A 25520-nucleotide genomic window follows, 5' to 3' on the forward strand; every position below is an offset into this window, starting at 1 on the left:
GGGCTCCTTGCCCGAGATCACGCTGCTGATCCCCGCCAAGTTCGAGCCCACGGAGGCCGTGGAACGGCCCATCCGGTCCGTCCTGAGGCAGCGCGGGGTGGAGGTCCGGAAGGTCATCATCGCGGCCGGCTCCCGGCGGGATTACGAGCGGTTTCGGGACCGGTTCTCGGGCGAGGATCGGGTGGAGGTGATCCTGGCCGGGGGCCGGGTCAAGGGTGAGACGGTGAACGCCGCCCTGCGCGAGGCCGAGATCCCGACCGAGTGGGTCCTCCTGCTGGACGCCGGGGACGAGCTCGGTTCTCGGGACTACGTGCGCCGGCTGGTCTCGGACCTCTCCCGGACCGGGGGGAACCTCGCGTTCGGGAAGATCCGGTACCGTGGCGAGAACCTCGTCGGTCTGATGGTGGCCCTGCAGTTCGACGTGATCGGAGACGGGATCCGGTTCTGGGCCCGGTCGGTCGGCTCCGCCCCCGTCTACACCACCGGGGCCCTCTTCCGCGCGGAGTTCCTGAAGAGCGAGGGGCTGCCGGAGAACCTGGCGGAGGACGTGACCCTGGGGCTCACCCACCGGTGGGAGGAGGCCGGGTTCCTGTACCGGCCGGACCTGGAGGTGTGGATGGACGACCCGGCCGGCCTCCGGCAGAACCTGCTGCAGCAGGCGCGATGGTGGGCGGGCATGTACCAGGCCGCGGCCGCGGCCGTCTCGGCCCGGAACGCCCCCGGGATCGCGTTCTCCACGTTCGTGCTGGGCTCCCTGGCCACCTCGCTGGTCACCACGTACCTGTTACCCTTCCTCAACCTTAAGATCCTGCTCATCCCGTTAACCGGACGGCTCGTCTACGCGCTGGTGTCCTCCCACCACTGCCTCAAGCGCCGGGGTCCACTCTGGGCCCTGATCGCGGTCCCGGCCCAGTTCCTCTGGACGTTCTTCCTCGAGGTGGCCGCCCTCTACGGGCTCCTATGGCTGGCGCTGCGGGGGAACGTGTGGCGGCGAACCCGCCGGGCCTCGGAGGGGGACTCGGCTTGAGGGTCCTGGCGGTCTTCGCGCACCCCGATGACATGGAGGTGCACTGCGGCGGCACGGTCCGCAAGCTCACCCGCGACGGTCACGAGGTCCTGGAGATCGTGCTCAGCCGCGGGGACAACGGGGGTCGGGCGGAGGTCCGGGAGCGAGAGGCCCGGCGAGGGGCCGAGATCCTGGGCGTGGAGGAGGTCATCTTCCTGGACCACGAGGACGGCCGAATCACCGTCGACCCGGAGAGCGTCGACGCGCTCCGCGAGTACCTGAGAAGATACCGACCGGACCTGATCTTCACCCATTCACCCCGGGACACGCACCAGGACCACCGCCGCACCTACCGGCTGGTCACGGCCGCGGTGAGCAAGTTCCCCGAGGTCAGCGTGCTGATGGGCGAGGGACCCTCCACCACCCCGGACTTCAGCCCGGTCCTGTACGTGGACGTCTCCGACGTGATCGAGGAGAAGCTGGAGGCCCTCCGGGCCCACGAGTCCCAGATTCAGCGCGGCGCGATCAGCGAGGACCACGTGCTCCGGGCCTCGCGGTACTGGGGGGCCAGAATCGGCGCGGAGCACGCGGAGGCCTTCGAGGCCTTCCGGCTCCGGGAGGGTCTACTCCTCCGTTAACCGCTTCTCCCTGACCTCGCCTTCCGGTTCCACCTCCTCGAACACCTGCGCCTCGAACACGTACACCTCGCAGTCCGGCGAGCACCACGCGTCCGGCGGCAGCCCGGCCTTGAGGCAGGCGTGCGAGAGGAACTCCATCACGTCCCAGCCCTCCTCCACCGGCACCTGAGGCAGCAGAAGCCCCGAGTTCGCGCCCCGGCGCACGATCACGCCGTGACGACCGATCTCGATCCGCTCCAGGTACTCCTTGGGGTTGCTCACCTCCAGGCGCCTCGGCGGCGTGAGCACGCTCACCTCCACCCGCACCTCCTTCATCTCCCTCGGGTCCCGCATCGGCGGGAACCGCGGGTCGTTCGTCGCCGCGCTGATCGCCGCCTCGACCGTCGCCTCCACGAGCGGCTTCACGGGCTCGGGGAACCCGATGCACCCGCGCAGCTCGTCGCTCGGGTGCCGCTTCAGCGTGACGAACACGCCCCGCTTCTCCCGCAGCCGCTCCGACGGGGGATCCCGGCGGATCTTCCGGCCCGACCGGAGGTACTCGACGATCGCGTCCCGGGCCAGCCGGACCAGGAACTCGCCCTCCTCCAGGGACAACCGCTCCGACACCTTACCTCCCCCGCAGCCTCCTCTCAACCTCCCTGATAACCCGCTCCATGTCCCTCCAGTGACCACCCACCCAGTACGTCTTCCCGCACCCGGGGCACCTCCACGTGACCTCGAACGGCCCCGGGTTCTCCGCCCTCACGCGCCTCACCGGCTCGTTGCACTCCGGGCAGCGGGACTCGTCCGGATCCAGGAACGGCTCGTCACCCAGCGCCGCGAGCACCTCCGCGAGCTGGCCGGGCACGTCATCGCTGCGAACCAGCACGGAGCGCGGGGCCCGCTCCGCCAGGGCCCGGTCCCGGGTGATCAGCAGGGCGTCCCGCTCCCGGCAGAACTCCAGCAGGACCGCGTCCTCGTCCTCCACCCGCTTCGGGTCCACCACCTCGTGGGCCGAGACCGTCGGGTAGCCGAGCAGGCGGAGCCAGCGGCAGAGGCGGAGAAGCATGTGGTCGGCGAGGAGGAGCAGCGCTCACCCCGCCAGCCGCTGAAACTCTTCCTTCAGCTTCTCGTACTCCTCCAGCTGCTCCCTGGAGACCGACGGGGGCACCTTCTCCGCCGCCTTCTCGAAGTGCCGCTTCTCCACCTTGAGCTCCTCCATCAGCGCCTCCTTCCGCGCCTCCAGCTCCCTCTCCGACTCCGCCTCCTCCTCGATCCGCTCCAGCTCGTCGATGACCTCCCGAAGGGCCAGCATGGCCGCCTCCATGCAGATCGCCTCGATGTCCGCCCCCGTGTACTTGGCGTCCTCTTCCTCCTCCCGACGCTTCAGGATCTCCACGATGTCCTCGATGGACACGTCCTCCGCGAGCGGCATGTCCCGCGTGTGGATCTTCACGATCTCCTTCATCGCCTCCTCGTCCGGCGGCGGCACGTACACGATCCGGTCGAACCGGCCCGGACGCAGCAGCGCCTCGTCCAGGATGTCCGGGCGGTTCGTCGCGGCGATCACGAACACGTCCTCGGTCGCCTCGATCCCGTCCATCTCCGTCAGCAGCTGGTTCACGATCCGCTCCGTGACCCGGGAACCGCCCACCTCCGTGCCCCGCTTGGGCGCGATCGCGTCGATCTCGTCGAAGAAGATGACGCACGGGGCCGTCTGCCGCGCCTTCTGGAAGATCTCCCGGATCTTCTTCTCCGAGTTGTGCAGCAGGACTCCCGCGCCTCCGACGAAGTTGTGGCCCAGCCTCACCTCCACTACGTCGTACACGTACTCGTCGTCGCGGTCCAGCGGCACGATCTCCTCGATCCGATCGAAGTACAGGTGCTCGAGCCCCACCCTCAGGAGGCCACCGTTCGCGGCGACCCGGTCCGAGACGCGCTCGACCTCGACGTGGACGTGCGTGCTTCCCGCGAGCTCCTCCGGGACGTCGGAGCGACCCCTGGCCTGCCCGTCCTCCGGGAGCCTCCGGGCGCGCTCGCCCTCCTCGGACGGGAACCCGACCCTCTCCAGGAACCTCCGGACGTGCTCCGGCTCGGTGATCGCGACGCGGTACCGCCCGCCCTCCCCGCACTCGCGCCTGCGGGCCACGATGCCCAGGATTTGCAGCGCGATCAGGAGCTCCTTCGCCAGCCGCCCGCTCACGGCGCCCGTCTCGATCACCGCGGGCCGGCCGTCGGACCGCACCGAGAACGAGCCATCACCGGCGTAGTACCCGCGCAGCGCGGCGGCGAGTAGCCCGGGCTTCAGCGACAGGAGCGGTCCGAACCGCCTCTCCCCCTCCTCACCACTCAACTTCTCGCACAGTCTCCTGAGCTCGCGGCTCTCGATCCGGTAGCCGTCACCCTCGCGGTACCCGCCCTTCCATCCCCGCTCCCGCGCGATCCGGTCGAGCTCCCGGATCACCTCCGGTTCATCGACGCGGATCCTGACGACCTCCCGACCCGTCAGGTCGCCCTTGGCCACGTACAGTCCCAGCAGGAACGCCAGGTCCTCGTCGACCTTGACGCCGTCGATCTCGTCCGAGTCGCCCGCCGGTAGCCTCGCCGGCAGGAGGATCCAGTCTCCCTCGGACAGCTCCGAGGTCGGCACGTCCGTGATCCTGCCGTCCCGGACCGTGAACACGGAGTGGTCCTCGGTGACGATCACCTCCCGGCCCGTGCGCGTGATGAGCTTCACGAGCCCGGTCCGGCGGCGGTGTCGGGCGACCCGCTCCACCGGCGACCAGACGATGCCCTCGTCCGTCAGCGCGGCGACCTTGACGTCTCGGCCCTCCTTCCACAGCCGGTGGAGCTCCTCGATGGGCACCAGCCGGGCCTCTCCGTCGACCTTCGCCCAGACGACCTCGTCGCCCGGGATCGACTCGCCCACCCACTTGCTGAGGACCTCGGGTCCGCGGACCGCGATGAAGTTGGCGTCGGACTCGTTCGCGACGGCCTTGGCGAGGAGGGTCTTACCCGTGCCCGGCGGGCCGTACAGCAGGATCCCGCGCGGGGGGCGCGTGCCGAGCCGCTCGTAGACCTCCGGGTACTTCAGCGGGTACTCCACGGCCTCCTTCAGCTCCTGCTTGACGTCCTCGAGCCCGCCCACGTCGTCCCAGGACACGTCCGGCACCTCGACGATGACCTCGCGGAGGGCCGAGGGCTCGATCTCCTTCAGCGCCTCCATGAAGTCGTCCATCGTGACCTTGAGCTCCTCCTTGAGCTCGACCTCCTCCGCCTCGAGCACCTTCTCCAGGGCCTCGGAGTACTCGATCTCCTCCTTCTCCTCGACCTCCTCCGCCTCCTCGAGGACGCGCCGCAGCGCGCGCTTCTTCTCCTCGGAGATCTCGGCCCGGTCGAGCCCCTTCTCCAGGACCTCCCGCAGCTCCTCGTCGGACAGCTCCGAGATCTTCTCGGAGACCTCCTCTCCCTCCTCGCCCTCCCGCTCGGCCAGCTTGGCGCCCAGGCGCCGGATCGCCCGGCGCAGCGCCTTGAGCCCGGCGGTCTTGCACAGGGCCTCGAGGTCGGCGCCCGTGAACCCGTGCGTGAGCTCGGCGAGCTTGTCCAGGTCCACGTCGTCGGCGAGCGGCATGTCCCGCGTGTGGATCTGCAGGATCTCCTTGCGTCCCTCCTTGTCGGGCACGCCGATCTCGATCTCCCGGTCGAAGCGGCCGGGTCGGCGCAGGGCGGGGTCGATATCGTCGGGCCGGTTGGTGGAGGCGAGCACGACCACGCGCTCGTCCTCGGAGAGCCCGTCCATGAGGGTGAGGAGCTGGGCGACGACCCGGCGCTCGACTTCGCCCGTCTCGCCCCGCTTGGGCGCGATCGCGTCGATCTCGTCGATGTAGATGATCGCGGGCGCGTTCTTGCGCGCCTCCTCGAAGATCTCGCGGATGCGGGCCTCGCTCTCGCCGTAGTACTTGCTCATGATCTCCGGGCCGTTGATCGTGTAGAACTTGGCCCCGCACTCGTTCGCGACGGCCTTGGCGAGGAGGGTCTTACCCGTGCCCGGCGGTCCGTAGAGGAGCACGCCCTTCGGCGGCTTGATGCCGAGCTCCTTGAGCAGCTCCGGGCGCTTGAGCGGGAGCTCGACGTACTCGCGGATCTGCTCGATCTCGCGGTCGAGGCCGCCGATGTCGTCGTACGTGACGTCCGGGATCTCGGCCGCCTTGGCCAGGTCCTCGGAGTAGGGCTTCACGACGATCTCGGTCTTGGGCCCGATGACCGTGGCGTCCTCGGGCTCGATCCCCACGACGAGCACGCTGTCGGGGAGCTTGACGAGGACGTGGCCGGCGATCGTCTTGCCCTGGATCTCGAGCGGGATCACGTCGCGGTGGGTGGCGGGGATGGGCTCCCGCTGGGCCTGGGTCCTCAGGTAGTCCTTGATACGGTTCAGCACGTCCCGCTCGTGTTCCCTCGTCAGCTCCTTCTCGACCTCCTCCTTCAGCCCGGCCTGCACGGGCACGACGACCTTCTCCGTGGGCATCAGCTCCACGCGCTCGGCCTCGCGCTCCTCCGCGCGCTCGACCTCGACTGGCTCGCCCACGGACGCGCCCGCGTTCTGCCGCTCGTACTTATCCATGCGGATGATGCCCTTGCCCACGTCCTCGCGCTTGGCGGGCCGGACGCGCGCGACGGTGGACTTGGATCCGGTGATCTTGACCAGATCCCCAGGCTCGACCCCGATCCGCTCCCGGGAGCGCTTGTCCAGGCGCACCACGCGCTTGCCCACGTCCTCGGGGTAGGCTTTTTCAACGCGCAGCTCTATGGCCAAACGCGCCACCCCGCCGGAGTGGCCGGCCTCCTTCCTGAATTTATGGGTTATTCGATCAGTTCTCGGCGTGGGGAGGTGGGGTGTTGAGGTCCTGCTTCCCCGACGTCCAGAGCGCGGATCCCCAGATCCCCGCGCACCTGACCCGGGTGGGCATCAGCGGGATCAAGAAGCTCGTGAAGATTCCTCGGACCGAGGGCCGCCCGATCATCCTCGTGTCCACGTTCAACCTCTTCGTCGACCTGCCAGCCCACCAGAAGGGCATTCACATGTCGCGCAGCCACGAGGTGCTGCAGGAGGTGTTGGAGGAGCTGGAGAAGTCCGTCGAGGAGTCGGACACGATGATCGAGGACCTCTGCTCCCGCATCTCGCGGAAGCTGCTCGAGAGGCACGACTACGCGACCCGGTCCGAGGTGCACATGACCGGCGAGCTGATCCTGCCCAAGAGGACCCCGGTCACGGGGCTCCCAACGCAGGAGCCCTACAAGATCATCGGCCGATCGGTCTCCCGGCGGACGGAGGAGGGGATCGAGACCCGGAAGATGGTGGGGGCGGAGGTGATCGGGCTCACCGCGTGCCCCTGCGCGCTGGAGATGATCCGTGAGTACAGCCAGGAGCGGGTCCAGCGCAGGCTCGTGAAGGAGCTCGGGCTGGACGAGGAGGAGGCGGAGGAGTTGGCCCGGAAGATCATGAAAAAGGACGTGTTTCCGATGACCCACAACCAGCGCGGCGTGGGCACGGTCATGATCGAGGTGCCGGACTCGTACAGCGTCAACATCAAGGACATCATCCGCATCGTAGAGGAGTCGATGAGCGCGCCCACGTACGAGCTGCTGAAGCGCCCGGACGAGCTGGAGGTCACCAAGCGAGCGTGCCGCAACCCGAAGTTCGTGGAGGACTGCGTGCGGGAGATGATCCGGCGGATCGTGGACGAGTTCGATCACCTGCCGGACGACGCCCTCGTGATCGTCCGACAGGTGAATCACGAGTCCATCCACAAGCACAACGCGTTCGCCGAGCGCGTTACCACCATGGGTGAACTCAGGCGGGAGCTGGGGAGCTGAACCGTGCCCGGCACGCCCGTGCACATCCACCGGCTGGCCAGGCGGATCATGACGGAGCTGGACGCGTTCGAGGGCTCGCGGCCCCTGCTTGACGACGTGGACGTGCTGATCGTTCGGGGCATGAGCCGCGGCGAGTGGGACCTGGAGGACCTGACCGGGTACCTGCGGGACGTCCTGCGCCGGTGCGGCGTGGAGGTCGTCGACCACGAGTCCGAGGAGGGGCGCCGGCTCGTGGAGGCGATGGGCCGGGTCGTGGCCGAGCGGATTCAGTCCCGGTACGCCGAGGAGGAGCCGATGCCCGTGAGGCCCATCGAGGAGCCGAGCCAGATGCTGGAGGCCGCCGCGCAGGGCGAGCTCATCATCGACCCGCTCGGGTTCGAGCGCGTGCGGCGGGACCTGGAGGCGATGGGCTGCTCCGTCGGCTACGCGTTCGGCCGGTCACCGGACGACCTGGGCGTGTTCCTGGCGGCGTGGGCGGATCGGAGCGGGGTGGGGCCCAAGTCGGTCGAGCTGGTGATCGCGAACCTGAAAGGGGAGGGCGCGGTTGAGGGTGAGTCATCGGGCGGTGATTGAGGTCTCCGGGCGCGAGCTCGACGACGTGCTGGAGGAGTCGGGCGTCAGCACGCCCGCGTACGTGTACGACGCGGACCTGGCCGTCGAGCGGGCGCGCGAGTACCTAGAGGCCTTCTCCTGGTTCCCCGGCGACGTGCGCGTCTGCTACGCGATGAAGGCCAACTTCAACCCGCACCTCGTCGAGCACATCCTGGACGAAACCCGCGCCGCGGACGTCGTCTCCCTATGGGAGATGCGGATCGCCGTGGAGGCCGGCGCGGAGGAGCTCGTGGTGAACGGCAACGCGAAGTCCGACGACGAGCTCCGGGCGGCCGTCCTGAACGCCTGGGTCATCAACGTCGACTCGATGGAAGAGCTCCGCCGGGTGGAGCGCATCGCCCGGCGCGAGGAGCGGCGCGCCCGCGTCGCCCTACGCGTCAACCCCGAGGTCGACCCGGACACCCACCCGCACATCGCGACGGCCGTCGAGGGGTCCAAGTTCGGCGTCAGCCTGCGCGACGCGGAGCGCGTCTGCCGGGCCATGATCGAGTCCGAGTACGTCGAGTTCCTGGGCGTGCACTACCACATCGGCTCCCAGATCACCGACCTGGAGCCCTTCGTGGAGGCGCTCCGCTCCGTCCGCCGGTTCCTGGAGGAGACCGGGCTCGTGGAGGAGCTCCGCTACCTGAACGTCGGCGGCGGGCTCGGCGTCCCCTACCGGATGGACGAGGACGTCCCCCGACCCCGGGACCTCGCCCGGGCGCTCCGCGAGGACCTGAAGGACCTGCACTCGGAGTCCCCCGGCTTCGACCTGTACCTGGAGCCCGGGCGGAGCATCGTGGGCGAGGCTGGCGTGCTGGTCACCCGGGTCCGACAGCTCAAGGAGTCCGGGAACCGGCGCTGGATCTTCGTCGACGCGGGAGTGAACGCGCTCATCCGACCCGCCCTGTACGACGCGTACCACGAGGTCGTGGTGCACGGAGGGGACTACCTGGAGACCGTGAGGGCCTCCATCGCCGGACCGCTGTGCGAGTCGGGCGACGTGCTGGCGGAGGACCGCGAGGTCCCGGCCGACGTTTCCGAGGGCGACCTGGTCGTGTTCCTGACGGCCGGCGCCTACTGCGAGTCCATGGCCTCCAACTACAACTGCCAGCCCCTGCCCGGCTCCGTGGTCGTGCGGGACGGGGAGCTGGTGGGCGTGCGGGAGGTGCAGGGGTATGACGAGTTCCGCACCGTCTGGGAGTGAACTACGGCGGCGGATCCTCGAGGCCCTGGCCGAGCGAGGCCCCAGCTCCCGCCGCGAGCTGATGGACCGGGTGCGGGGCAACCGCGGGCTCATCAGTCGGGAGATCAACGCGCTCCGAGACGAGGGGCTGCTCGAGCCCACCGACCGCGGCTTCGCGCTGACGGAGGAGGGATGGCGGGCCCTCGCCCGCCCCTCCCGCGAGTACGAGTACCGGAACCGACCCGTGCGGCTCACCCGGGGCGGGCCGGAGGTCGAGGCCTTCCTCCGGGTTATCCGCGGCGAGTCCAAGTCCCGAACGGGCAGCATCGTGGCCACTACGCGCTGCGACATGCGGTGCAAGTTCTGCTACTACAACCTGGTGAGGGACCACGTCGACCTGACGCCGGAGGAGATCCTCGAGGAGGCCCGACGGCGCGTGGAGGCGGGCAACAAGGAGGTCGTGATCCAGGGCGCGTCCCCGCACACGTTAGGCGCGGACCTCGTCGAGGCGGTCGAGCTGATCAAGGACGAGTTGAACGTCACCGTCGGCGTGGGCACCGGACCGCTCATCCCGACGGACCTGCTCGAGGACCTGCGGCGCGCGGGCCTGGACTACCTCAAGCTCAGCTTCTCCGGCCGCACCCGGGAGGAGTGGCGGGCCGTCACCGGCCGCTCCCGCGGGTTCGACGAGTTCTGGGAGGTCGTGGCCTGGTGCCACCGGCACGGGCTGGAGGTCACGTTCGTGGGCGGCGTGGTCGGCCTCCCGGGCGTCCCGGAGGAGGCCGACGCGGAGCGCGTGCTCACCATCCTTCGCCTCAACCCGGGTAAGACCGTCCTCCAGTTCAACCCGGTGCAGGACCCGGCCCGGGGCCCTCTGCGCCCGGAGAAGCTGCCCCGGATCTACGGGCTGGTGAGGGACCGCGCGCCCGACGACGTGATCCTCAAGAGCTGCTGCGTGTCCCCCGCCTCCTGGCGCCCCCTGTACGAGGTCCGGGAGCACCTGGACAAGGTCGTCTGCATGCTGGGACTCGAGTGCCGGGAGTACGACGGGTGCCCGTTCACCGGGCGCATCCTCGAGCAGCGGATCCTGAACGAGCTCTACGAGCGGGGCCCGATGGACACCCGCGAGCTCGCCCGCCGGCTGCGCGTCTCACGGCGACGGCTCCACCGCAGGCTGCGGTCCATGGAGGAGCGCGGCCTCATCGCTCGGAGGAACGATCGGTGGGTCTACGAGCGAGGCGGGTGAGCTCCCGCCGGGGGTTTCGGGTCGAGGGACGCCCCCGGATCCCGTGCGCGCGTAGGATCCGCTCGACCGACTTCCGGGTGTGCTCTATCTCCACGACCTCGAAGCCCGCGCGCTCCATGAGCTTCCGGGCGAGCCGATAGTAGGACTTGTCCGACGCCAGCATGGCCACGATGGGCTTCCTCAGCAGGCGTGAGGCCGCCAGAAGCAGGCCCAGCGCGAGGAGCGTGCAGGCCTCGTCCAGCCCGGGGAGTCGGGTGAGCGGTCCCTCGATGAGCGCGTCGCCGACGAGGATCGCGTCCGACCGGAGGAGCCGGATCGGGCCTGCGCGGCGGAGCGTGTTGACGAGGGTCTTAAATATGGAGAGCGGGATGTTTCCACCGAACGTCAACACGACGGGGTAGGGGCGCTCGCACGCCGCGACCGCGGTGGTGGACTTCCCCGTGCCCGGCTCCCCGACCAGCAGGACGCTGCGCCCCTCCCGGATCAGCCTTCGCACCCGGCGCACGTACTCGGTCTCGACGACCCGCCCCGGCGGCTCCTCCCAAACTTCGACGCGGAACGTTTCCGCATGATCTTTATCGGAGTTAACCTCCCTCACGATCGCATCCAGAAGGGTGGTGAGTGCCCTCATGTACGCGAGCATCGAACCCCTCCTCTCGTCGCTGTCGCGTGAGTTCAACGCTGACTTCGAGGTCATCCCGGTCGCGGAGGATAATAGCGTGATCCGGGTCTCCCTCCCGGATGAGATCATCGAGGTGTGCATGAAGCGACCGTTCATGTCCCCGTTCCTGAAGTCGCTGGCCTCGCTGGCCCGGGCCGTGGACGAGGAGATCTCCGGGCTGGAGCGGTTCGAGGTCGTGGAACGGGACGACAACAGCATCGACATCACGTTCACGGGCGCCTCCGGCTCGGTGGAGGTGAAGATGGTCGCGGAGACCACGGTACCGGCTAAGTTCATCGGGCACCTGCTGTCCCAGGGGATCCGGCGGTTCCGTGTGACCCACAAGACGTTCATGACCCGGCGGATGAACGACGACCTGGCCGTGATCAGCTTCGTGGACGACCGGCACTGCGACATGTACCGGGAGTACATGAAGCGCCTGGAGGACCTCGACGTCAGCTGCGCCGTGGGCTGGGTGAACCGGCTGGGGTGCGACGCCTTCTTCCCGAAGAGCGTGGAGTCCATCCTGGAGAACTGGCACAGCGTGGAGGCGGCCTCGCAGCTCATCCACGCGGGCGTGACCGACGTCATCCTGCTCGAGCACAGCTACTCGAAGTACCTGTTCCGCGAGTTCCACAACAGGTTCCGGCACAGCTGGGAGCAAGCGGGTATCTCGTACCGCTCGCCGCTGGGGGAGCTGACCCCGGAGTACGTGGACGAGATCATCCTCGCGCACAACTTCCTCAAGGGCCTGAGCATGGACGTGCGCGGCATGATCAACGTGACGCTGCACCGGGACCGGATGGTCGTGAAGACGAGCCGCCGGGAGTGCTCGGTCTGGTACGAGGACATCCGAAAGGACGCGATGGAGGCGATGGACGCGGTGAGCCGGGCGCTGGTGGAGTAGGGGCGGGGCGCCCTCAGTCCGAGATGATCTCGACGAACTCCTTCAGCTTCTCGCGCACCTTCTCTTTGTCCCTTGGGTTCACCTGCACCATGCCGCCGTGGAACTCCTCGGTGATCCGCTTGAAGATGGTCGGCCCCGTGTGCTCGAACTCGTCCTTGATCAGCAGCGCGTACAGCTCGATGTCGTCCCGGTCGCTCAGCATGCTGCGGATCTTGATGAAGTCCTCGTGCATGAAGATCGCGTCCGTGATGTAGACGATCTTGCACTTGTCGTAGTCGACGTTCTCGAGCGACTCCAGGACCTTCGCCAGCGGCTTGACCGGGTCCGTGCCGCCGCCCGCCGGGATGCCCAGGATCTTCTCCACCAGCTTCCGCCGGTTGACCACCTCCTCGAAGTCCTTCAGCTGATGCACCTCGGACCGGAAGGCCCACAGCCCGATGTTCTCCATCCCCACGGTCTCGAACAGGGCGGCGGCGAGCGTCGCCGCCACCTCCATCTTGTCCCCGCTCATCGAGCCGCTCGAGTCCAGGAGGATCGCCACCTTGGGCTCGTCCTTGTTCCGGAACCGCCGCTTGTAGAGCGTCAGCGGCACGTTCTTGAAGTAGCCCTCCTCCAGGCTCCGCTCCCAGTCGATGTCCGACAGGAAGTCCGACTTGTCGAACCCGTGCAGCCAGCCGAAGTGCGCCTTCGCCTCCCCGTCCTCCAGCTCCTCGAACTCCCGGGAGATCTCGTGCCCCTCGTCCAGGATCCGCAGCGAGTCGCTCTGCAGGATCTTGAGGAACTTCTTGCGCTCCGGGAACGAGCGGTCCACGACGAACGCCGGGTCCGAGCCCTTGCCCACCCCGGAGATCCCGCCGGACGGGGCGGGCGCCGCGTCACCCTGACCCTCCGACTCGCCCTCCTCCGACTCGCCCGCCACGGGCGGGGTCTCGGCGGCCATGCCCTCCGGACTCTCGGCGGCGGCCCCCTCACCCTCTCCTTCTCCCTCCTCCTCGCCGCGCTCCGGCGCCCGCTCCGCGAGCTCTCGGAGCCGCTCCTCCAGCTCCTTGGGCACGTAGTACCCCTGATCCTTGGCACGCTCCAGCTCCTCCAGGTTCCGCCGGACGACCTCCCGACCCACCCGCTCGGCCCAGTCCTCCAGCTCCCGCATCGTGGGCTTGAGCAGGTTCTCCACCTGGCGCTTGAACCGGTCCTCGTCGATCTGCGGCAGGTTCTTCACCATCTCGTTGGCCTGAACGACGGAGAGGAGCGGGTTCCGGAACTTGCCCCGGCGCTCCACGCCCTCGATCACGAACTGGGCCTGCTCGAGCGAGCCGGTGTAGTCCGAGGGGTCGTTACCGGTCTTCTCCTCTACGTGGTTCGGGTCCATGGGGGCGCCGCGCCGGTAAGCCTCGAACGGGTCCGAGCTCGGGCCGTGCTCCCGCAGCTGCCGCTCGAGGGCGCGCTCGAACGTCTGGGCGGCGCGCTCCCACCGGTCGTTCGCCGAGGCGACCGCCTTCGCGATCTTGCGGGCGCGCTCGAGCGCCTCCTCAACCCCTACCTGCTCCGCCAGCCGGTTGAGCCGGTGCGCGAGCTCGGAGAGTAGCTTCCGGGCCTGCTTGTTGAACGCGTCGTCGGAGAAGGCCCGCTCCAGCTCCTCCTGATCGACCGAGTGCGAGTGGGAGGCCTGGGGCGAGGTCATCGCCTCGATCTTGTGCTTGAGCGGCGAGTTCAACCGGTTGAGCACGTCCAGCCGGCCCTGCTCGGAGAGCTTGTCCATGATGCTGCGAGGCACGTGCTGCTGGAGCAGGCTGCCGATCATCTGCTCGTCCGTGATGTTCTCGAGCATCCGCTTCTTCTCGGGCCCGAAGATGGCCGTTTTGAGCATGTCCATGATGGCCTCGTCGGAGAGCTGGGACCCGAAGGCCTCTAGCACCCGCTCCACGTCCTCCCGGTCGGGCGGCTCCAGCGCCTCCTCCTCCGCCTCTTCCTCCTCCAGCAGCGACTCGAACTCGTCCCGGACGTTCTCGTTGGCGTGCGCGGCGAACTTCTTGAGGGACTCAACCGCCCGCTCGTCCACCGTCTCCTTGGACAGGATCCGCGAGAGCTCCTCGGCCACGATCGCTCGGGCGACCATCACCTTCTCGTACAGATCGAGGGGCTTCTTGTACCCGTGCCGGGCGAAGTGCCGGATGGCCAGGTCCACGAAGGTTTGGAGGTCGATCCGGTCCCCGTCCGCCAGCACGGTCAGCTTCCGGAAGAAGCCCTCGGGTAGATCGGGGGGAGCGTGAACGTCGCCCCGCTTGCGCAGCCGGGCCATCAGCTCGCTGACGATCTCGGTCGCCTCCTCCAGCCGGATTTCGGCCCCGGTCAAGGCAAGGAATCACCCGTCCGGTCCGCGCTTACGACCGGAAGATCGGCTTGAGCTTCTCCCGGACCTTCCGCTCGAGCGCCTTACGTCGGGCCTCGAACTCTTCGGATTTTTCCGGGTCTAATAACATGTCGCCCAGGATCTTGTTGACCACGTTGCGCGTGACGGTCTCGAGGTCGTAACCCATCCGCACACCGATGGCCACGGCCTGCGCCACGTCCTTCGCCACGTCCACGCCCTTGCCCATGTCCTTGATCATCGAGGCCAGGTCCTCGAGCACCTTCTCCACGGCCTCCGTCGTCTCGATGACCCGGCGCGCGGCGTCCTTGGCCACCTTCTTGTAGATCTCGACGTCGTACTCGCCCCACGGGACCAGCTCCACGCGCCGCAGCAGGGCCTCGTCGAAGTTCGTCGTACCCTTACCCTCCGGGTTCAGCGCCCCGACCCGCATGATCGCGCCCGTCTCGCCGAAGTCCACCGGCGAGTGCGGGATGTAGATCACCTCGGTGTCCTTCTCGAAGATGTGGATGAGCGTGGGGATCATGTAGCCCGGGAACCGGTTCACCTCGTCGATGAAGAACAGGCAGGCCCCGTGGCGTCGAGCGTCGTTCACCACGTCCTTGAGGTAGCCACCCACGTATATGAGCTCCTTCATGGCCTCCACCGCCTCCTCGTAGTCCACGTCCTCCTCAGCGTACTCCTCCGCGATCTTGTCCGCGACGGGCAGGGCGGCCACGTCCACGCCTCCGATGAACTCCTGCTCGCGCGCCTCCTGGTGGCCCCGCATGACGACGACCGGCACGTCGTACAGCTCGCCCATCAGCCGCACGAGCTTCGTTTTGCCCGTACCGGGCGGCCCGACGAGCAGCACGGGAGTCTGCTCGACGACTAACGTCATGTACATGGCCGCGAAGTCCCGCTTGTGCTCGTCGTCGAAGAAGTACCCGTGCTCCTCAAAGTCCCGAATGACTCGGTACGGGTCCTTCGGCAGCCTGACGTGGTCCTCCTCGCCCTCGAACACGATCCAGTCGTCCTCCACGGTCACCTTAGGCTTCATGATCACCTTGCTCACGGGAAGGACCCCCTATCGGTGTTCACCAAAACGACGTTAGGGGAAACCTTAAAATGATGGTAGAGCTGGTCGGGGCCGCGGCGGGCGCGGCCGCGTCCTTCACCACCGCGCTCGCGATCGGGTTGCCGCCGATCCAGCGGGAGAAACCGAGAAGGCGATCGTGGGAGGTCTCCGCCGCGTTCCCGACCCCGGTGATCGGGGCGGGCGGGACGGTGGCGGTGTGCCGGGTGCTGGGGTGGAAGGAACTCCGGCTCGCGGTGCTGGTTGGAGTCGCGGTGGGCGTGGCCTCCGCGGCGTTCGTGGCGAACATCGAGAGGGTGTTCCCCCGACCCGAGCCGGGGTGATCGCGCTGACCTGGGAGCCGGTGGTGGAGCTCGCGACGGGACTCGCGCTGGCCTGGCTGAACTTCGTGACCGTAGATATACTTATGGGACTGCCCGAGGCGCCCGGCGTCAAGGGAGCCGGGGCCATCGGGCGCGCCGTCGAGCGCCGGGGCGGTGACCTCGCCGGCGGGTACTTCATGGGCAACATCGTTTGCTCCCCGGACGCCTCCGCCGGCACGCTGCTGGCCTCCGCGGGGTACTGGTGCCTGGGCGGGCCCCACGGGGGGCTGCTCGCCGCCCTCGCCGTGTACCTCGGCAACCGGCTCTGCGCCGACCCGGGGTACGCCGGCACGCTCGGCGCGCTCTCCGCCACGGCCCTCGTGACCCTGTACGACCGCGTGCTCGGGTTCGACCCGATCAACTTCGTGGCCGGGATGGTCCTGGCCATCACGACGATCCACGGGATCGACCACCCGATCGCCTCCCGAATCATCGGGGACATGGCGCGCCGCCTGGGTCGGGGGCCCCGGGAGTGAGGCCCGCCGAGCTCGTGATGCTGGCCGTCCTGCTCTGGGTATCGCTGCGCCTGCTGGTGGCCCGGGACGTGTACGCGCAGCTGATCTACCTTAACGTCGTGGGGTTCGCCCTGGCCGGGCTGATCGCGGCCACCTGGCGCACGGACATGGGGCTGCTGGCGGCGCTCTGCTCGTTCATCTTCTCCACCCTGGAGTCCAACGCCGTGGCCTACACGATCCGCAAGGTGGAGGAAATCCGACGGGAGGGCGGGCGCCGTTGAACGCCCTCCTGATCGCGTCGCTGTCCGCCTGCGCGATCGGGACCGTGGCCGCGGTGCTGAGGAGGGACCCGGTGCGGAAGCTGCCGGGCCTCGCGCTGGCCAAGTCGGGGATGATCGGTGCCGTGGCCGCGGAGGGGTACCTGGACGTCGCGGCCGCGGGGGCGGCCATGGAGGCGATCGGCACGATCATGTTCTGCGTGTACCTGATCAGGATCGAGGAGGTGAGGGCCCGTGGTGAGTGAGTCGGAGCTGGCCCTCTACGCGGGCTCGTTCATGGTGCTCGCGGGCGTCGCGGGCGCCGCGATCGGACCCGCCCGCTCGGACCCCGTCGTCAAGGCCCTGAACCTGGACATAGCCTCGACCGGGATCTGCCTCATCTTCCTCGCGTTCAACCACATGCTCGCCCTCCTCACGTACATTGCCGTCGGAGCCTTCGCCACCCCCATCCTCATGAGAGCCATCCTGAGGGTGGAGGCCGGTGAGCGCGAGTGAGGGGTTCTCCCGGCTCCTCCTCTCCGTGCGCCGGCCGGAGTCCATGGTCTCCGCCTACTGCCTCCTGCTCGCGGTCATCGCCGCCGTCGGGCTCACGCACGGGTACCACTACCACCGGAAGCAGCTCTACCCCCGGCCCGAGCCCCAGCTGCAGGTGAAGTCGGGGGACCCGCTGGCCCCGTACGATCGGGGCGGGATCCCGCTCCGGCGGCCCGGGATCACGGTGTCCCAGTACCCGCAGTTCGAGCCGAGCCGCGGCTGGGTGACCTCGTACCTGACCCCCTTCACCCGGTGGCTGGCCCGGCACTCCCGGCACTGCGGCACGACGATCGTCTCGCACCCGGGCGGCATCCTCGACGAGATCCTCTACTACACGCGGGGACTGGACACGGTCCTCGAGTCCTCGATCATGTTCGTCGGGTTCGTGATCTTCTCGTGGGTCGTCCGGATGAAGACCGTCACCGAGCGGGAGATGGGGCGGAGGGAGTAGGTTGCAGCTGGTCCCGGCCACGGTCCCGGAGCTCACCGTCAGGATGTACCACGTGGCCGTGGCCGTGGGGCTCGCCGCGGGACTGATCGCGACCGCGGACATCCTCGCGGACCGCAACCCGCTGAACCGCCTCACGATGACGGACGCCGTGGAGATCGGGTCCCTCGCGCTCCTGGCCTCGGTGGGCACGGACTTGGCGGAGTGCCTCATCCTGCCGGGGCTGGTCGTCGGGCTGGCGGAGCTCATGGCCACCTCGGAGGTCCTGATCGCCCGCCACTCGGACCCCCGGAGCCTGCCCCGGTTCGACCCGCTGGACATGGAGGTGCTCCGGACGGCCCCCACGGCCCTGATGATCGGGCTGGCCCTGTACGGCGTGCTCCTGACGGGGTTCACCGGCGGGGCCGTCGCGGGCACGGGGGCGGCCTTCTACCTCTTCTCCCGGGTGAACCGACCGAGGTACGAGGAGTGGCGGGGCATGGAGTCCCTCTCCGGGCTCGGCTGGGCCCTGTGGGTGATCGGGTTCAGCCTGTTCTTCCTGCACCCGAGGTACTGGCTGCTGGCGCTGCTGCTCGCCGGCACCGGCGGCATCCTGGTGAAGGTCGGGCCGAAGCTGTCCCTCTTCGGGTACGTGATGGGCTACGACGTCCGGGTGGGGGCGGGCGATGTACCCGAGCGGTGAGGTGTTCACCGTCATCCCGCTGGGCGACATCGTCCCCTACCTCAGCACGGTGAACGCGGTGATCCTGGGCGTGCTCATCGCCGTCCTCCTGCTCCCGATCCTCAGCCGGACGGACATCTACGTGGAGGTAGACCACCGACGGCCGAAGATCAAGGCGAAGATCGTGACCCCGCGGGAGGACCGCATCAAGGCCGCCCTCGCCCTCACCTCCACGCTCGCGTCCGTGGGCGTGGTCACGACCGGGGACGTGTTCAACTTCACCCTCTTCCTCTCCCTGCTCGGCATGTCCAACATGGGGCTGATCGGGACGACCGTCGGGGACGACTTCGCCCTCGAGTGCGCCTTCCACTACGGGCTGATGTGCCTGATCGCGAGCCTGCCCCTCTTCGGCGGCGCCGCCCTGATCCTCGCCTCCACCGGCACGCTCAGCCTCCACGAGCTGATGAAGCTCCCCCGGGGGGCCGGCGGGTGGACGCTGACGTACGGTAAGGCCCTCCTCACGGCCGGGGTCCTCGGGGAGGCGGGCGTCGGACCCTTCTACGCGGTGAAGGTCGACTCGTTCCGCCGGATCTGGGGCCGGTACGCCTTCGTGATCCACCTGACCACGCTCCTGACCTTCTCCCGGTTCATGGAGATCCTCAGCCTCCTACCGTGACGGGGGAGGACGGGTGAGGCGCTGGCTACCCTTCCTGGCCGCCGTGGCCGCCGACGCGCTCCTGATCTGGCTCGAGTGGTGGTACCCAGGGCCGGTGAGACGGCACTACGGCGCGTTCCTCGCGCTCACGATCCTGATCTTCTCCCTCACCCTACTAGCCCTGGGCTGGGCCCTGGCGCCCCGCGGGAAGCCGGACCGAGCACCGTTCCTGGGGTACTGACGGATGATCGTCGTGGACACCGTGCTGGGGCTGCTGGAGGCGTTCTTCGTCGGCAGCGTGTACCTCGGGCTGCACCGGAAGGTGATCGCGCGCATCCAGCGGCGGCCGGGCCCGCCCATCATCCAGGAGTTCCTGCACACGCTCAAGTTCCTCATGAAGGAGGCCTACGCCCCCATCACCGCCGCCGGGTTCCTGTACTGGCTCGTGCCCGTGTTCAACGTGATCGTCTGGTCCTCCGCCGTCACGATCTCCGCCGTCCTGGAGGGCAACCTGCTCCCCTTCTTCGCCTTCTACGCGGCCTACAAGGTCCTCTCGCACGGTGCCGGCGTGTCCGCGGGCTCCACGTACACGAAGATCGGCGGCGTGCGGCACGCGATCATGCCCGCGGGCGAGCTCGCCCTCGCCTGCTCCCTCGTCTCCGCGTACTTCATCACCGGGCACGCCGACGTGGCCGGCATCCTCGCGTGGGAGCGCGCGCACGGGCCGCTGATCGAGCACGCGCCCTTCTCCGCGCTCGCGTTCTTCACCCTGCTCTGGATCGACGCCCCCTACTCACCCCTCGACCCCTCCAAGGGCTACGACATCGTGGAGGGGTACCTGACGGAGTACCCCGGCTTCCTCCGTGGCCTCATACACACGGCCGAGGCCCTGAAGTTCTACTGCGAGCTCTGGATCTTCCAGGCCGTGTTCCTCGGCGTCTCGGACCCGGCCACCCACCTGCTCGTCATGGGCGCGCTCACGATCCTCCTGGCCGTCCTGTGCGCGATCACCCCGATCCTCACCCCGTACCAGGCCGTGGGCGTCCACGTGCTCGTCGCGTCGCTGATGTTCCTGGACGCGCTGATCCACTGAAGGGGGGCGGAGACCAGTGAGACCCCACCTGCTCGCGCTCACCTCCTCCCTCCTGGTGATGGTGGGGATCACGGCCGCGGAGCACTCCACCCAGTCCCGGATCGGCGCGCTGATCCTGCTGGCGGTGACCCTACTCCTCGCCACCTGCAGCCGCACGTGCGAGGCGGTCCACCGGGCCGAGGAACTCGCCGTGCCACTGGCCGTGCTGACCCTACTGCTAGCCTGCCTGCACGTGCTGCGGGTGGGGCACCTATGAACCCGGAGGACCTCGCCATCCTGGGCGCGACGGCCGCCTTCGTGGTCGGCTCCCTGGTCGGACTGGAGTACAGCTACCGGGTCTACGGGGAGATCTTCCGGGAGCGGCGCGTCGACCCGATCGCCCTCCCGCTGGCCCTCCTCGGCTGGTCCACCCTGGCCGTCTCCTGGGTGAAGTGGCGACCGCTGGGGCTCCCGGCGGGCGCGTTCCTGGCCGGGTTCGTGGTGAACATGCGCCCCGGGTACGGCCGCATCGAGACCGCGCTCGGCCTGCTCCTGTTCTGCTCGATCCTCCTCGCCCACCGCGGGATGGAGGTGATAGGATGCTGAAGCTGCTCACCCGGAGGAAGGACCTGACGGAGGAGGATCTCGAGGAACTCTACGCCGAGGACGAGGAGACCGTGCTGCGCGTGAAGCGGTGGATCCTGCGGAGCTACGCCTACGACCGGGACATCGTCCGGCGCCTGGCCGAGCTGCTGGGAGTGGAGAAGGACCAGGTCCGGTCCGTCCTCACCCGGGCCCGCTCCTGCACGGCCCTCTACGGGCTTCACCCCGAGGTGGAGCAGCTGGAGCGCCTGGTCGAGAACGTGGACGAGACGGCGGAGCTGCTCCTCCTGCTCGACGTCATCGGCGAGGGTGAGCTGCGGGAGGAGCTGAGGGAGGAGCTGTTGGAGCTGTACCGGGGCCGGGAGCCCGTGGAGCTCGACCGGGACCGGCTGCTCCGCGCGTTCTACTCCCTGCGGGAGCGGGGGATCGTGTAGTTGCGCTCCCTGCTGAAGCGGCTGAAGGGGTTCGTGCGCTCCCGCTCGATCCACGTCACGGTGGTGAACACGGGCGGCTGCAACGGGTGCGACATCGAGATCCTCGCCTGCTACACGTACCGGTACGACCTCGAGCAGTACGGGATCTACTACCACAACAACCCGAGGAAGAGCGACGTCCTGATCGTCACGGGCCCCGTCACGTACCAGTGGCGGGAGAAGCTGAAGCGGCTGTACCGGAAGGTGCCGGAGCCCAAGGCCGTGGTGGCCGTGGGCGCGTGCGCCTGCTCCGGCGGGATCTTCAACCAGGAGGGCGGGCGCGTCTGCGGGCCCGTCCGGGAGATCATCCCCGTGGACGCCGAGGTGCCCGGGTGCCCCCCGCGCCCGGAGGAGATCGTGTCGGCCATCGTGGAGGTCGTCCCGCGACTCTTCCGAGCGTGGGAGTTCCGGCGGGGTAGCGAGCATGGAGCGGAGGCGGGAGGGTAGGGACGCGTCCCCCCGGGGCAACGTGCGCGTGGTGGACGTGGAGACGGGCGAGGAGGTGCCCATCTCGCACAAGGTGCCCGTGGGCCCCAACCATCCCATCCTCAAGGAGCCGCTGCGCATCAAGCTGGCCGTGCGCGGGGAGGAGGTCGTCGACTGCAAGGTGGAGATGGGCTACTGCCACCGCGGGATCGAGCGGATCATGGAGGGGATGCCGTGGCAGAAGGCCGCGTTCCTGGCCGAACGCGTCTGCGGGATCTGCTCCCACGCGCACAACATGTGCTTCATCGGGGGCGTGGAGCGCACGGCCGAGGGCGAGCCCGCCCCGCGGGGCCTCTTCCTGCGCGTGCTCGTCCAGGAGCTGGACCGTATCCAGTCGCACCTGATCGCCAACGCGGCGTACTTTTACTCCATCGAGCATGAGACGATGTTCGTCTGGAACATGAACACGCGGGAGCGGGTCCTGGACTGCATCGAGGAGATCACGGGCAACCGCATCCTCACCGGCTGGAACGTCGTGGGCGGGGTGCGGGTCGACGTCACGGAGGACCAGCTGGAGCGCGTGCTCGAGACCCTGGAGAAGGTCGAGGAGGACGTGAAGGCGTACCGCCGCATCGCCCAGACGGACCCCCTCATCAAGCTCCGCTCCCGCGGCGTGGGCGTGATCACGAAGGAGCACGTCCGCCGGTACCGCGTCGTCGGCCCCCAGGCCCGCGCCTCCGGCGTGCCCGAGTCCGACATGCGGCTCCAGGAGCCCGTGTACCCGGAGCTCGGCTTCAAGCCCGTCTCCCGCAAGCGGGGCGACAACCTGGCCCGCATCCTCGTCCGGTACGACGAGTGCCTCCAGTCCATCGACCTCATCGAGCGGATCGTGGACGAGCTCCCCGAGGGAGAGCACCGCCGCGAGCTGGAGATCCGGGGTGGTCACGTCGACCACCGGGTTGAGGCGCCCCGGGGCGAGCTCGTCTACGACATGGAGCTCACCCAGGGCGGGGTCGTCCGGCGCGTCACCATCCGCACGCCCTCCGTGCCCAACATCCGCGTCCTGGAGGCGATCGCCCCGGGCGCCCCCACCATCGCCGACGCCGTCGCCGTCTACGCGAGCCTGGACCCGTGCGTCGCGTGCAACGAGCGGTTCGTGATCGTGGACCGGGACCGCGGCGAGATCCTCTACGAGGGCCGGGCCCGGGAGGTGATGAGGGAATGCTCCCGGACTACCTCGGGCAGATCCTGACCCGCAAGGGCGGCAAGCGGCTGCTCGACGCGCACTCCCCCCGCCGGATCCTCGACCGACCGCCCCGGTTCCGGGACTTCCCCCGGATCGACCTCGACCGGTGCGTCGTCTGCGGCGCCTGCGCGGACGCTTGCCCCGTCGGGGAGGCCGAGAACCAGCCCCCCGCCCTGGAAATGGGGGACCGGGGGCCCGTCCTCCACCGCGAGCGGTGCATCCGATGCGGCCTGTGCGCGGAGGTCTGCCCCGTGGGCGCCATCGAGGTCGGCACGCTCGCCGAGGAGGTAAAGGAGAAGGTCGTCCCTTCCAAGCCCGCCCGGGTCGTCGTCGACCGGGACCTGTGCGTGGGCTGCGGCCGGTGCCAGGAGGTCTGCCCCTCGGACGCCATCGAGGTGGACGAGACCGCCAGCGTCGACCCGGAGCGCTGCGTGCTCTGCGAGCGGTGCATCCAGGCGTGCCCCGTCGCCGGGGCGATCAAGCTGATCCCGCTGGACGTAGAGGAGCTCGCGAGGCGCTGGACCGAGCACCTGAAGGAGGCCCTCCGCCGGGCCCGGGAGGGGTGAGTCCGTGGTCGAAGTCCACTTCCACCTCGACGACCGGCTCACGAACGTCCGCGTCAACCTCGCCCGCGTCGAGCGCCCGGAGGAGTGCGTCGCCTGCGGCCTGTGCGCGGAGGTCTGCCCCGTGGGCGCCATCGAGGTGGAGGACCGGGTGAGGCTGGACGAGGAACGCTGCGTGGGCTGCTCGCTGTGCGTGCAGGCCTGCCCCCGACGCGTGCTGAGGTACTACGAGCTCACCTTCGAGGACTCGGAACCCCGCATGCGCCCCGTCCAGGTCCCTCGGGCCGAGCCGGAGGTCCGCTCCATCCGCGTGGACCTGGACGTCTGCGAGGAGTGCGAGGGGAGGCCGTGCCTGGAGGCCTGCCCCGAGGACGTGATGCGGCGCGTCATCGAGGAGCACGTGATCGACCTCGACGCGTGCCGCGGCTGCCTGGAGTGCGTCAAGGTGTGCCCGCACGGCGCGGTGTCCATCGAGCTGGACGTGCCCGAGCTGGAGACCCGGGACCCGCCGACGCTGAACCGCGAGCTGTGCGTCGAGTGCGACAGGTGCCACGAGGTCTGCCCCACGGGCGCCGCGGAGAACGTGCCGTCCGGCAGCCCCGATCCCGACGCGTGCATCGGATGCTACGTTTGCGTCGCCCACTGCCCGACCGAGGCCCTCAAGCGTCCGGACCACCGACCGCGCCCGCGCCGGACGGAGCGCGTGTACTTCATCGACCCGGAGCTGTGCATCGGGTGCCGGATCTGCTACGAGGCCTGCCCGGTCGGGGCCGTCGAGATCGAGGAGGAGACCCGCATGCCGGTGATCACGCCGTCCGAGTGCGTCCGGTGCGGCCTGTGCGCCGAGGCCTGTCCCACCTCGGCCATCGACACCGTGCCGACGGACCGGGCGGAGCGGGAGGTCAGGCGGGCCCTCGTGGGCAACGCCTTCCTGCGCACCCTCCAGGAGCTCCTCCGATCGCGGGCCGAGCGGGAGTTCGGGTCCCTGGAGGAGCGGGAGCGCCGGCTCCGGCGCCGGCTGGAGCGGAAGCTGGAGAGGAGGCTGAAGCGTGAGGCGCTCCGTCGGGAGGTCCGAAAGGAGGTGGAGGAGGCGCTGCGCGAGCTCGTGCTGCGGGTGGGTCTCGAGCATGGTGCGGACCTGGACCGAGGTTAGGATGGTGAGGGTCATCCCGAGGCTGTGCCGGGGCTGCGGCCTCTGCGAGCGGGAGTGCCCGGTGGGTGCGATCACCGTTCGGGACGGGGTGGCTCGGATCGATGGGGATCGGTGCGTCCGGTGCGGCCTGTGCGTGAGGGCGTGCCCCTTCGACGCCCTCCTCATGGGCCGCGCGTACGCTCAGGAGGGCGAGGAACGGGTGGAGCTGCTAGACGGGCCCCCGGACGTTCGGGTCCGGGTGATCGAGGAGAGGTGCGTGGGGTGTCAGGCCTGCTCCTCCTCCTGCCCCTTCGACGCCCTCTTCGGGAACAAGGGGTCCCCTCCCGAGCTGGATGAGGAGCGGTGCGTGGGGTGCCTGGAGTGCGTGAGGGTGTGTCCCGCCCGGGCCATTAAGCCCGTGGGGGAGGAGCGTTGAGCGCCCGGGAGAGCGTTCCGCTGGACGAGCTGGTGGACCGGGTGCTGGAGCGCGTGGAGGGGGCGGACGAGGAGCTCGTCGCCCGCGTGGCCGCCGAGGTGGGGCCCGTCCGCCGGGAGTTCGTGATCGTGGACGGGGAGCGGTGCGTGGGGTGCAAGATCTGCTACGAGGAGTGCCCGGTGGACGCGATCTCGGAGCCGGACCCCAACAACCCGCCCGAGATCGACCACGACCGGTGCGTGAGCTGCCGGCTGTGCGCGAAGTCCTGCCCCGTGGACGCGCTCAGCGTGGTCCGCGGTGAGGCGCGGGTGCGGGGGAAGGAGGTGGAGATCCTGCTCGACCGGGTGGAGGTGATCCGTCGGAAGATCGACGTGCGGGAGGCGCGGTTGGACGAGTCCAGGTGCGTTCAGTGCGGCCTCTGCCGTCAGGTCTGCCCGGTGGACGCGCCCGACCTGGAGCGGTTGGAGATCGATCTGGACCGGTGCGTGGGCTGCCGCGCGTGCGAGCACGCCTGCCCGACGGACGCGATCCGGATCCGCCGGCGGCTGGAGTCCCCCCGGTTTGAGCGGGAGATCGAGCTGGATCAGGATTCCTGCATCGGGTGCGGGGTGTGCGTGGAGGTCTGCCCGGTGGACGCGGTGGAGA

General features: G+C 69.1%; 32 protein-coding genes. 26 read left to right on the top strand and 6 right to left on the bottom strand.

Annotation, left to right across the window (positions count from 1 at the left end; all coding sequences use genetic code 11):
* Positions 1-7: 7 nt before the first annotated feature.
* Entirely contained in the window at positions 8-1027 is a 1020-nt protein-coding gene (locus ACXJJV_RS04335; RefSeq protein WP_456466955.1) for a glycosyltransferase family 2 protein, read from the top strand.
* The gene (locus tag ACXJJV_RS04340; protein WP_456466956.1) at positions 1024-1644 is read left to right on the top strand and encodes a PIG-L deacetylase family protein; all 621 of its coding nucleotides are present in this window, start codon (positions 1024-1026) and stop codon (positions 1642-1644) included. Before ACXJJV_RS04335 ends, ACXJJV_RS04340 begins: the two co-directional genes overlap by 4 nt.
* Here ACXJJV_RS04340 and ACXJJV_RS04345 read toward each other — a convergent pair.
* Genes ACXJJV_RS04345 through ACXJJV_RS04355 form a run of 3 tightly spaced genes read right to left on the bottom strand, consistent with a single transcriptional unit; the run spans position 1630 to position 6436 of the window.
* Positions 1630-2250, bottom strand: a complete 621-nt coding sequence (locus ACXJJV_RS04345) for a TIGR00296 family protein (protein ID WP_456466957.1) — start codon at positions 2248-2250, stop codon at positions 1630-1632. The genes ACXJJV_RS04340 and ACXJJV_RS04345 overlap by 15 nt on opposite strands.
* Before the next feature lies 1 nt (position 2251).
* On the bottom strand, positions 2252-2713 hold the full coding sequence (locus tag ACXJJV_RS04350; protein WP_456466984.1) for a Mut7-C RNAse domain-containing protein: 462 nt from the start codon (positions 2711-2713) through the stop codon (positions 2252-2254).
* A 3-nt stretch (positions 2714-2716) separates the two neighbouring features.
* On the bottom strand, positions 2717-6436 hold the full coding sequence (locus ACXJJV_RS04355; RefSeq protein WP_456466958.1) for an AAA family ATPase: 3720 nt from the start codon (positions 6434-6436) through the stop codon (positions 2717-2719).
* Positions 6437-6519: 83 nt separating this feature from the next.
* Between ACXJJV_RS04355 and mptA the strand changes: the two genes are divergently transcribed.
* From mptA to ACXJJV_RS04375, 4 genes are read left to right on the top strand one after another with little or no spacing between them, the layout of a single operon-like run.
* Positions 6520-7497, top strand: a complete 978-nt coding sequence (gene mptA, locus ACXJJV_RS04360) for a GTP cyclohydrolase MptA (RefSeq protein WP_456466985.1) — start codon at positions 6520-6522, stop codon at positions 7495-7497.
* A 3-nt stretch (positions 7498-7500) separates the two neighbouring features.
* Complete coding sequence (locus ACXJJV_RS04365) at positions 7501-8070, top strand: DUF2120 family protein (protein ID WP_456466959.1); 570 nt, start codon at positions 7501-7503, stop codon at positions 8068-8070.
* On the top strand, positions 8048-9295 hold the full coding sequence (lysA, locus tag ACXJJV_RS04370; RefSeq protein WP_456466986.1) for a diaminopimelate decarboxylase: 1248 nt from the start codon (positions 8048-8050) through the stop codon (positions 9293-9295). The genes ACXJJV_RS04365 and lysA overlap by 23 nt, the downstream gene beginning before the upstream one ends.
* Positions 9267-10520 (top strand): radical SAM protein, encoded by a 1254-nt coding sequence (locus ACXJJV_RS04375; protein ID WP_456466960.1) that lies wholly within the window; start codon positions 9267-9269, stop codon positions 10518-10520. The genes lysA and ACXJJV_RS04375 overlap by 29 nt, the downstream gene beginning before the upstream one ends.
* Here the strand turns inward: ACXJJV_RS04375 and ACXJJV_RS04380 are convergent.
* Positions 10474-11163 (bottom strand): ATP-binding protein, encoded by a 690-nt coding sequence (locus tag ACXJJV_RS04380; protein ID WP_456466961.1) that lies wholly within the window; start codon positions 11161-11163, stop codon positions 10474-10476. The two genes, ACXJJV_RS04375 and ACXJJV_RS04380, sit on opposite strands and share 47 nt — an antisense overlap.
* Here ACXJJV_RS04380 and ACXJJV_RS04385 point away from each other — a divergent pair.
* Positions 11150-12088 (top strand): hypothetical protein, encoded by a 939-nt coding sequence (locus ACXJJV_RS04385; protein WP_456466962.1) that lies wholly within the window; start codon positions 11150-11152, stop codon positions 12086-12088. The genes ACXJJV_RS04380 and ACXJJV_RS04385 overlap by 14 nt on opposite strands.
* Positions 12089-12101: 13 nt before the next feature.
* On the opposite strand, the gene ACXJJV_RS04390 is transcribed toward ACXJJV_RS04385, so the two are convergent.
* Together ACXJJV_RS04390 and ACXJJV_RS04395 are read right to left on the bottom strand one after the other, a co-directional pair.
* Positions 12102-14441, bottom strand: coding sequence for a vWA domain-containing protein (locus ACXJJV_RS04390; RefSeq protein WP_456466963.1), 2340 nt, complete (start codon positions 14439-14441; stop codon positions 12102-12104).
* Positions 14442-14469: 28 nt separating this feature from the next.
* Complete coding sequence (locus tag ACXJJV_RS04395; RefSeq protein ID WP_456466964.1) at positions 14470-15510, bottom strand: AAA family ATPase; 1041 nt, start codon at positions 15508-15510, stop codon at positions 14470-14472.
* A gap of 56 nt (positions 15511-15566) precedes the next feature.
* Between ACXJJV_RS04395 and ehaA the strand changes: the two genes are divergently transcribed.
* The 19 genes from ehaA to ACXJJV_RS04490 all read left to right on the top strand — a co-directional run.
* A complete protein-coding gene (gene ehaA, locus ACXJJV_RS04400; RefSeq protein ID WP_456466965.1) occupies positions 15567-15854 on the top strand; it encodes an energy-converting NiFe hydrogenase A subunit EhaA in 288 nt (95 codons plus the stop codon).
* A gap of 20 nt (positions 15855-15874) precedes the next feature.
* A complete protein-coding gene (ehaB, locus tag ACXJJV_RS04405; RefSeq protein WP_498043501.1) occupies positions 15875-16369 on the top strand; it encodes a [NiFe]-hydrogenase-3-type subunit EhaB in 495 nt (164 codons plus the stop codon).
* Entirely contained in the window at positions 16366-16629 is a 264-nt protein-coding gene (locus tag ACXJJV_RS04410; protein WP_456466967.1) for a DUF2109 domain-containing protein, read from the top strand. Before ehaB ends, ACXJJV_RS04410 begins: the two co-directional genes overlap by 4 nt.
* Positions 16626-16871 carry an EhaD family protein gene (locus ACXJJV_RS04415; RefSeq protein ID WP_456466968.1) on the top strand — a complete coding sequence of 82 codons (246 nt, stop codon included), beginning with the start codon at positions 16626-16628 and terminating at the stop codon, positions 16869-16871. Before ACXJJV_RS04410 ends, ACXJJV_RS04415 begins: the two co-directional genes overlap by 4 nt.
* Positions 16864-17121: an EhaE family protein gene (locus tag ACXJJV_RS04420; protein ID WP_456466969.1), complete on the top strand. Its 258-nt coding sequence runs from the start codon at positions 16864-16866 to the stop codon at positions 17119-17121. The genes ACXJJV_RS04415 and ACXJJV_RS04420 overlap by 8 nt, the downstream gene beginning before the upstream one ends.
* Positions 17108-17611, top strand: a complete 504-nt coding sequence (locus ACXJJV_RS04425) for an EhaF family protein (protein WP_456466970.1) — start codon at positions 17108-17110, stop codon at positions 17609-17611. Before ACXJJV_RS04420 ends, ACXJJV_RS04425 begins: the two co-directional genes overlap by 14 nt.
* A gap of 1 nt (position 17612) precedes the next feature.
* Positions 17613-18290: an EhaG family protein gene (locus ACXJJV_RS04430; RefSeq protein ID WP_456466971.1), complete on the top strand. Its 678-nt coding sequence runs from the start codon at positions 17613-17615 to the stop codon at positions 18288-18290.
* Positions 18274-18945, top strand: a complete 672-nt coding sequence (locus ACXJJV_RS04435) for a proton-conducting transporter transmembrane domain-containing protein (RefSeq protein ID WP_456466972.1) — start codon at positions 18274-18276, stop codon at positions 18943-18945. Before ACXJJV_RS04430 ends, ACXJJV_RS04435 begins: the two co-directional genes overlap by 17 nt.
* Before the next feature lie 13 nt (positions 18946-18958).
* Positions 18959-19165 carry a hypothetical protein gene (locus ACXJJV_RS04440; RefSeq protein ID WP_456466973.1) on the top strand — a complete coding sequence of 69 codons (207 nt, stop codon included), beginning with the start codon at positions 18959-18961 and terminating at the stop codon, positions 19163-19165.
* A gap of 3 nt (positions 19166-19168) precedes the next feature.
* Complete coding sequence (locus tag ACXJJV_RS04445) at positions 19169-20017, top strand: respiratory chain complex I subunit 1 family protein (RefSeq protein WP_456466974.1); 849 nt, start codon at positions 19169-19171, stop codon at positions 20015-20017.
* Between the two features lie 16 nt (positions 20018-20033).
* Entirely contained in the window at positions 20034-20273 is a 240-nt protein-coding gene (locus tag ACXJJV_RS04450) for a hypothetical protein (protein WP_456466975.1), read from the top strand.
* Positions 20270-20602 (top strand): DUF2104 domain-containing protein, encoded by a 333-nt coding sequence (locus ACXJJV_RS04455; RefSeq protein WP_456466976.1) that lies wholly within the window; start codon positions 20270-20272, stop codon positions 20600-20602. Before ACXJJV_RS04450 ends, ACXJJV_RS04455 begins: the two co-directional genes overlap by 4 nt.
* On the top strand, positions 20596-21033 hold the full coding sequence (locus ACXJJV_RS04460; RefSeq protein WP_456466977.1) for an EhaM family protein: 438 nt from the start codon (positions 20596-20598) through the stop codon (positions 21031-21033). Before ACXJJV_RS04455 ends, ACXJJV_RS04460 begins: the two co-directional genes overlap by 7 nt.
* A gap of 9 nt (positions 21034-21042) precedes the next feature.
* Positions 21043-21519, top strand: a complete 477-nt coding sequence (locus tag ACXJJV_RS04465; protein ID WP_456466987.1) for an NADH-quinone oxidoreductase subunit B family protein — start codon at positions 21043-21045, stop codon at positions 21517-21519.
* Positions 21497-22750: a hydrogenase large subunit gene (locus ACXJJV_RS04470; protein WP_456466978.1), complete on the top strand. Its 1254-nt coding sequence runs from the start codon at positions 21497-21499 to the stop codon at positions 22748-22750. Before ACXJJV_RS04465 ends, ACXJJV_RS04470 begins: the two co-directional genes overlap by 23 nt.
* Complete coding sequence (locus ACXJJV_RS04475; RefSeq protein ID WP_456466979.1) at positions 22720-23310, top strand: 4Fe-4S dicluster domain-containing protein; 591 nt, start codon at positions 22720-22722, stop codon at positions 23308-23310. Before ACXJJV_RS04470 ends, ACXJJV_RS04475 begins: the two co-directional genes overlap by 31 nt.
* Before the next feature lie 4 nt (positions 23311-23314).
* On the top strand, positions 23315-24460 hold the full coding sequence (locus tag ACXJJV_RS04480; protein WP_456466980.1) for a 4Fe-4S binding protein: 1146 nt from the start codon (positions 23315-23317) through the stop codon (positions 24458-24460).
* Complete coding sequence (locus ACXJJV_RS04485) at positions 24435-24875, top strand: 4Fe-4S binding protein (RefSeq protein WP_456466981.1); 441 nt, start codon at positions 24435-24437, stop codon at positions 24873-24875. Before ACXJJV_RS04480 ends, ACXJJV_RS04485 begins: the two co-directional genes overlap by 26 nt.
* The coding region (locus tag ACXJJV_RS04490) for a 4Fe-4S binding protein (protein WP_456466982.1) at positions 24872-25520 on the top strand (649 nt) is incomplete at its 3' end. The genes ACXJJV_RS04485 and ACXJJV_RS04490, both read left to right, overlap by 4 nt.

The organism is Methanopyrus sp. (assembly GCF_053997775.1).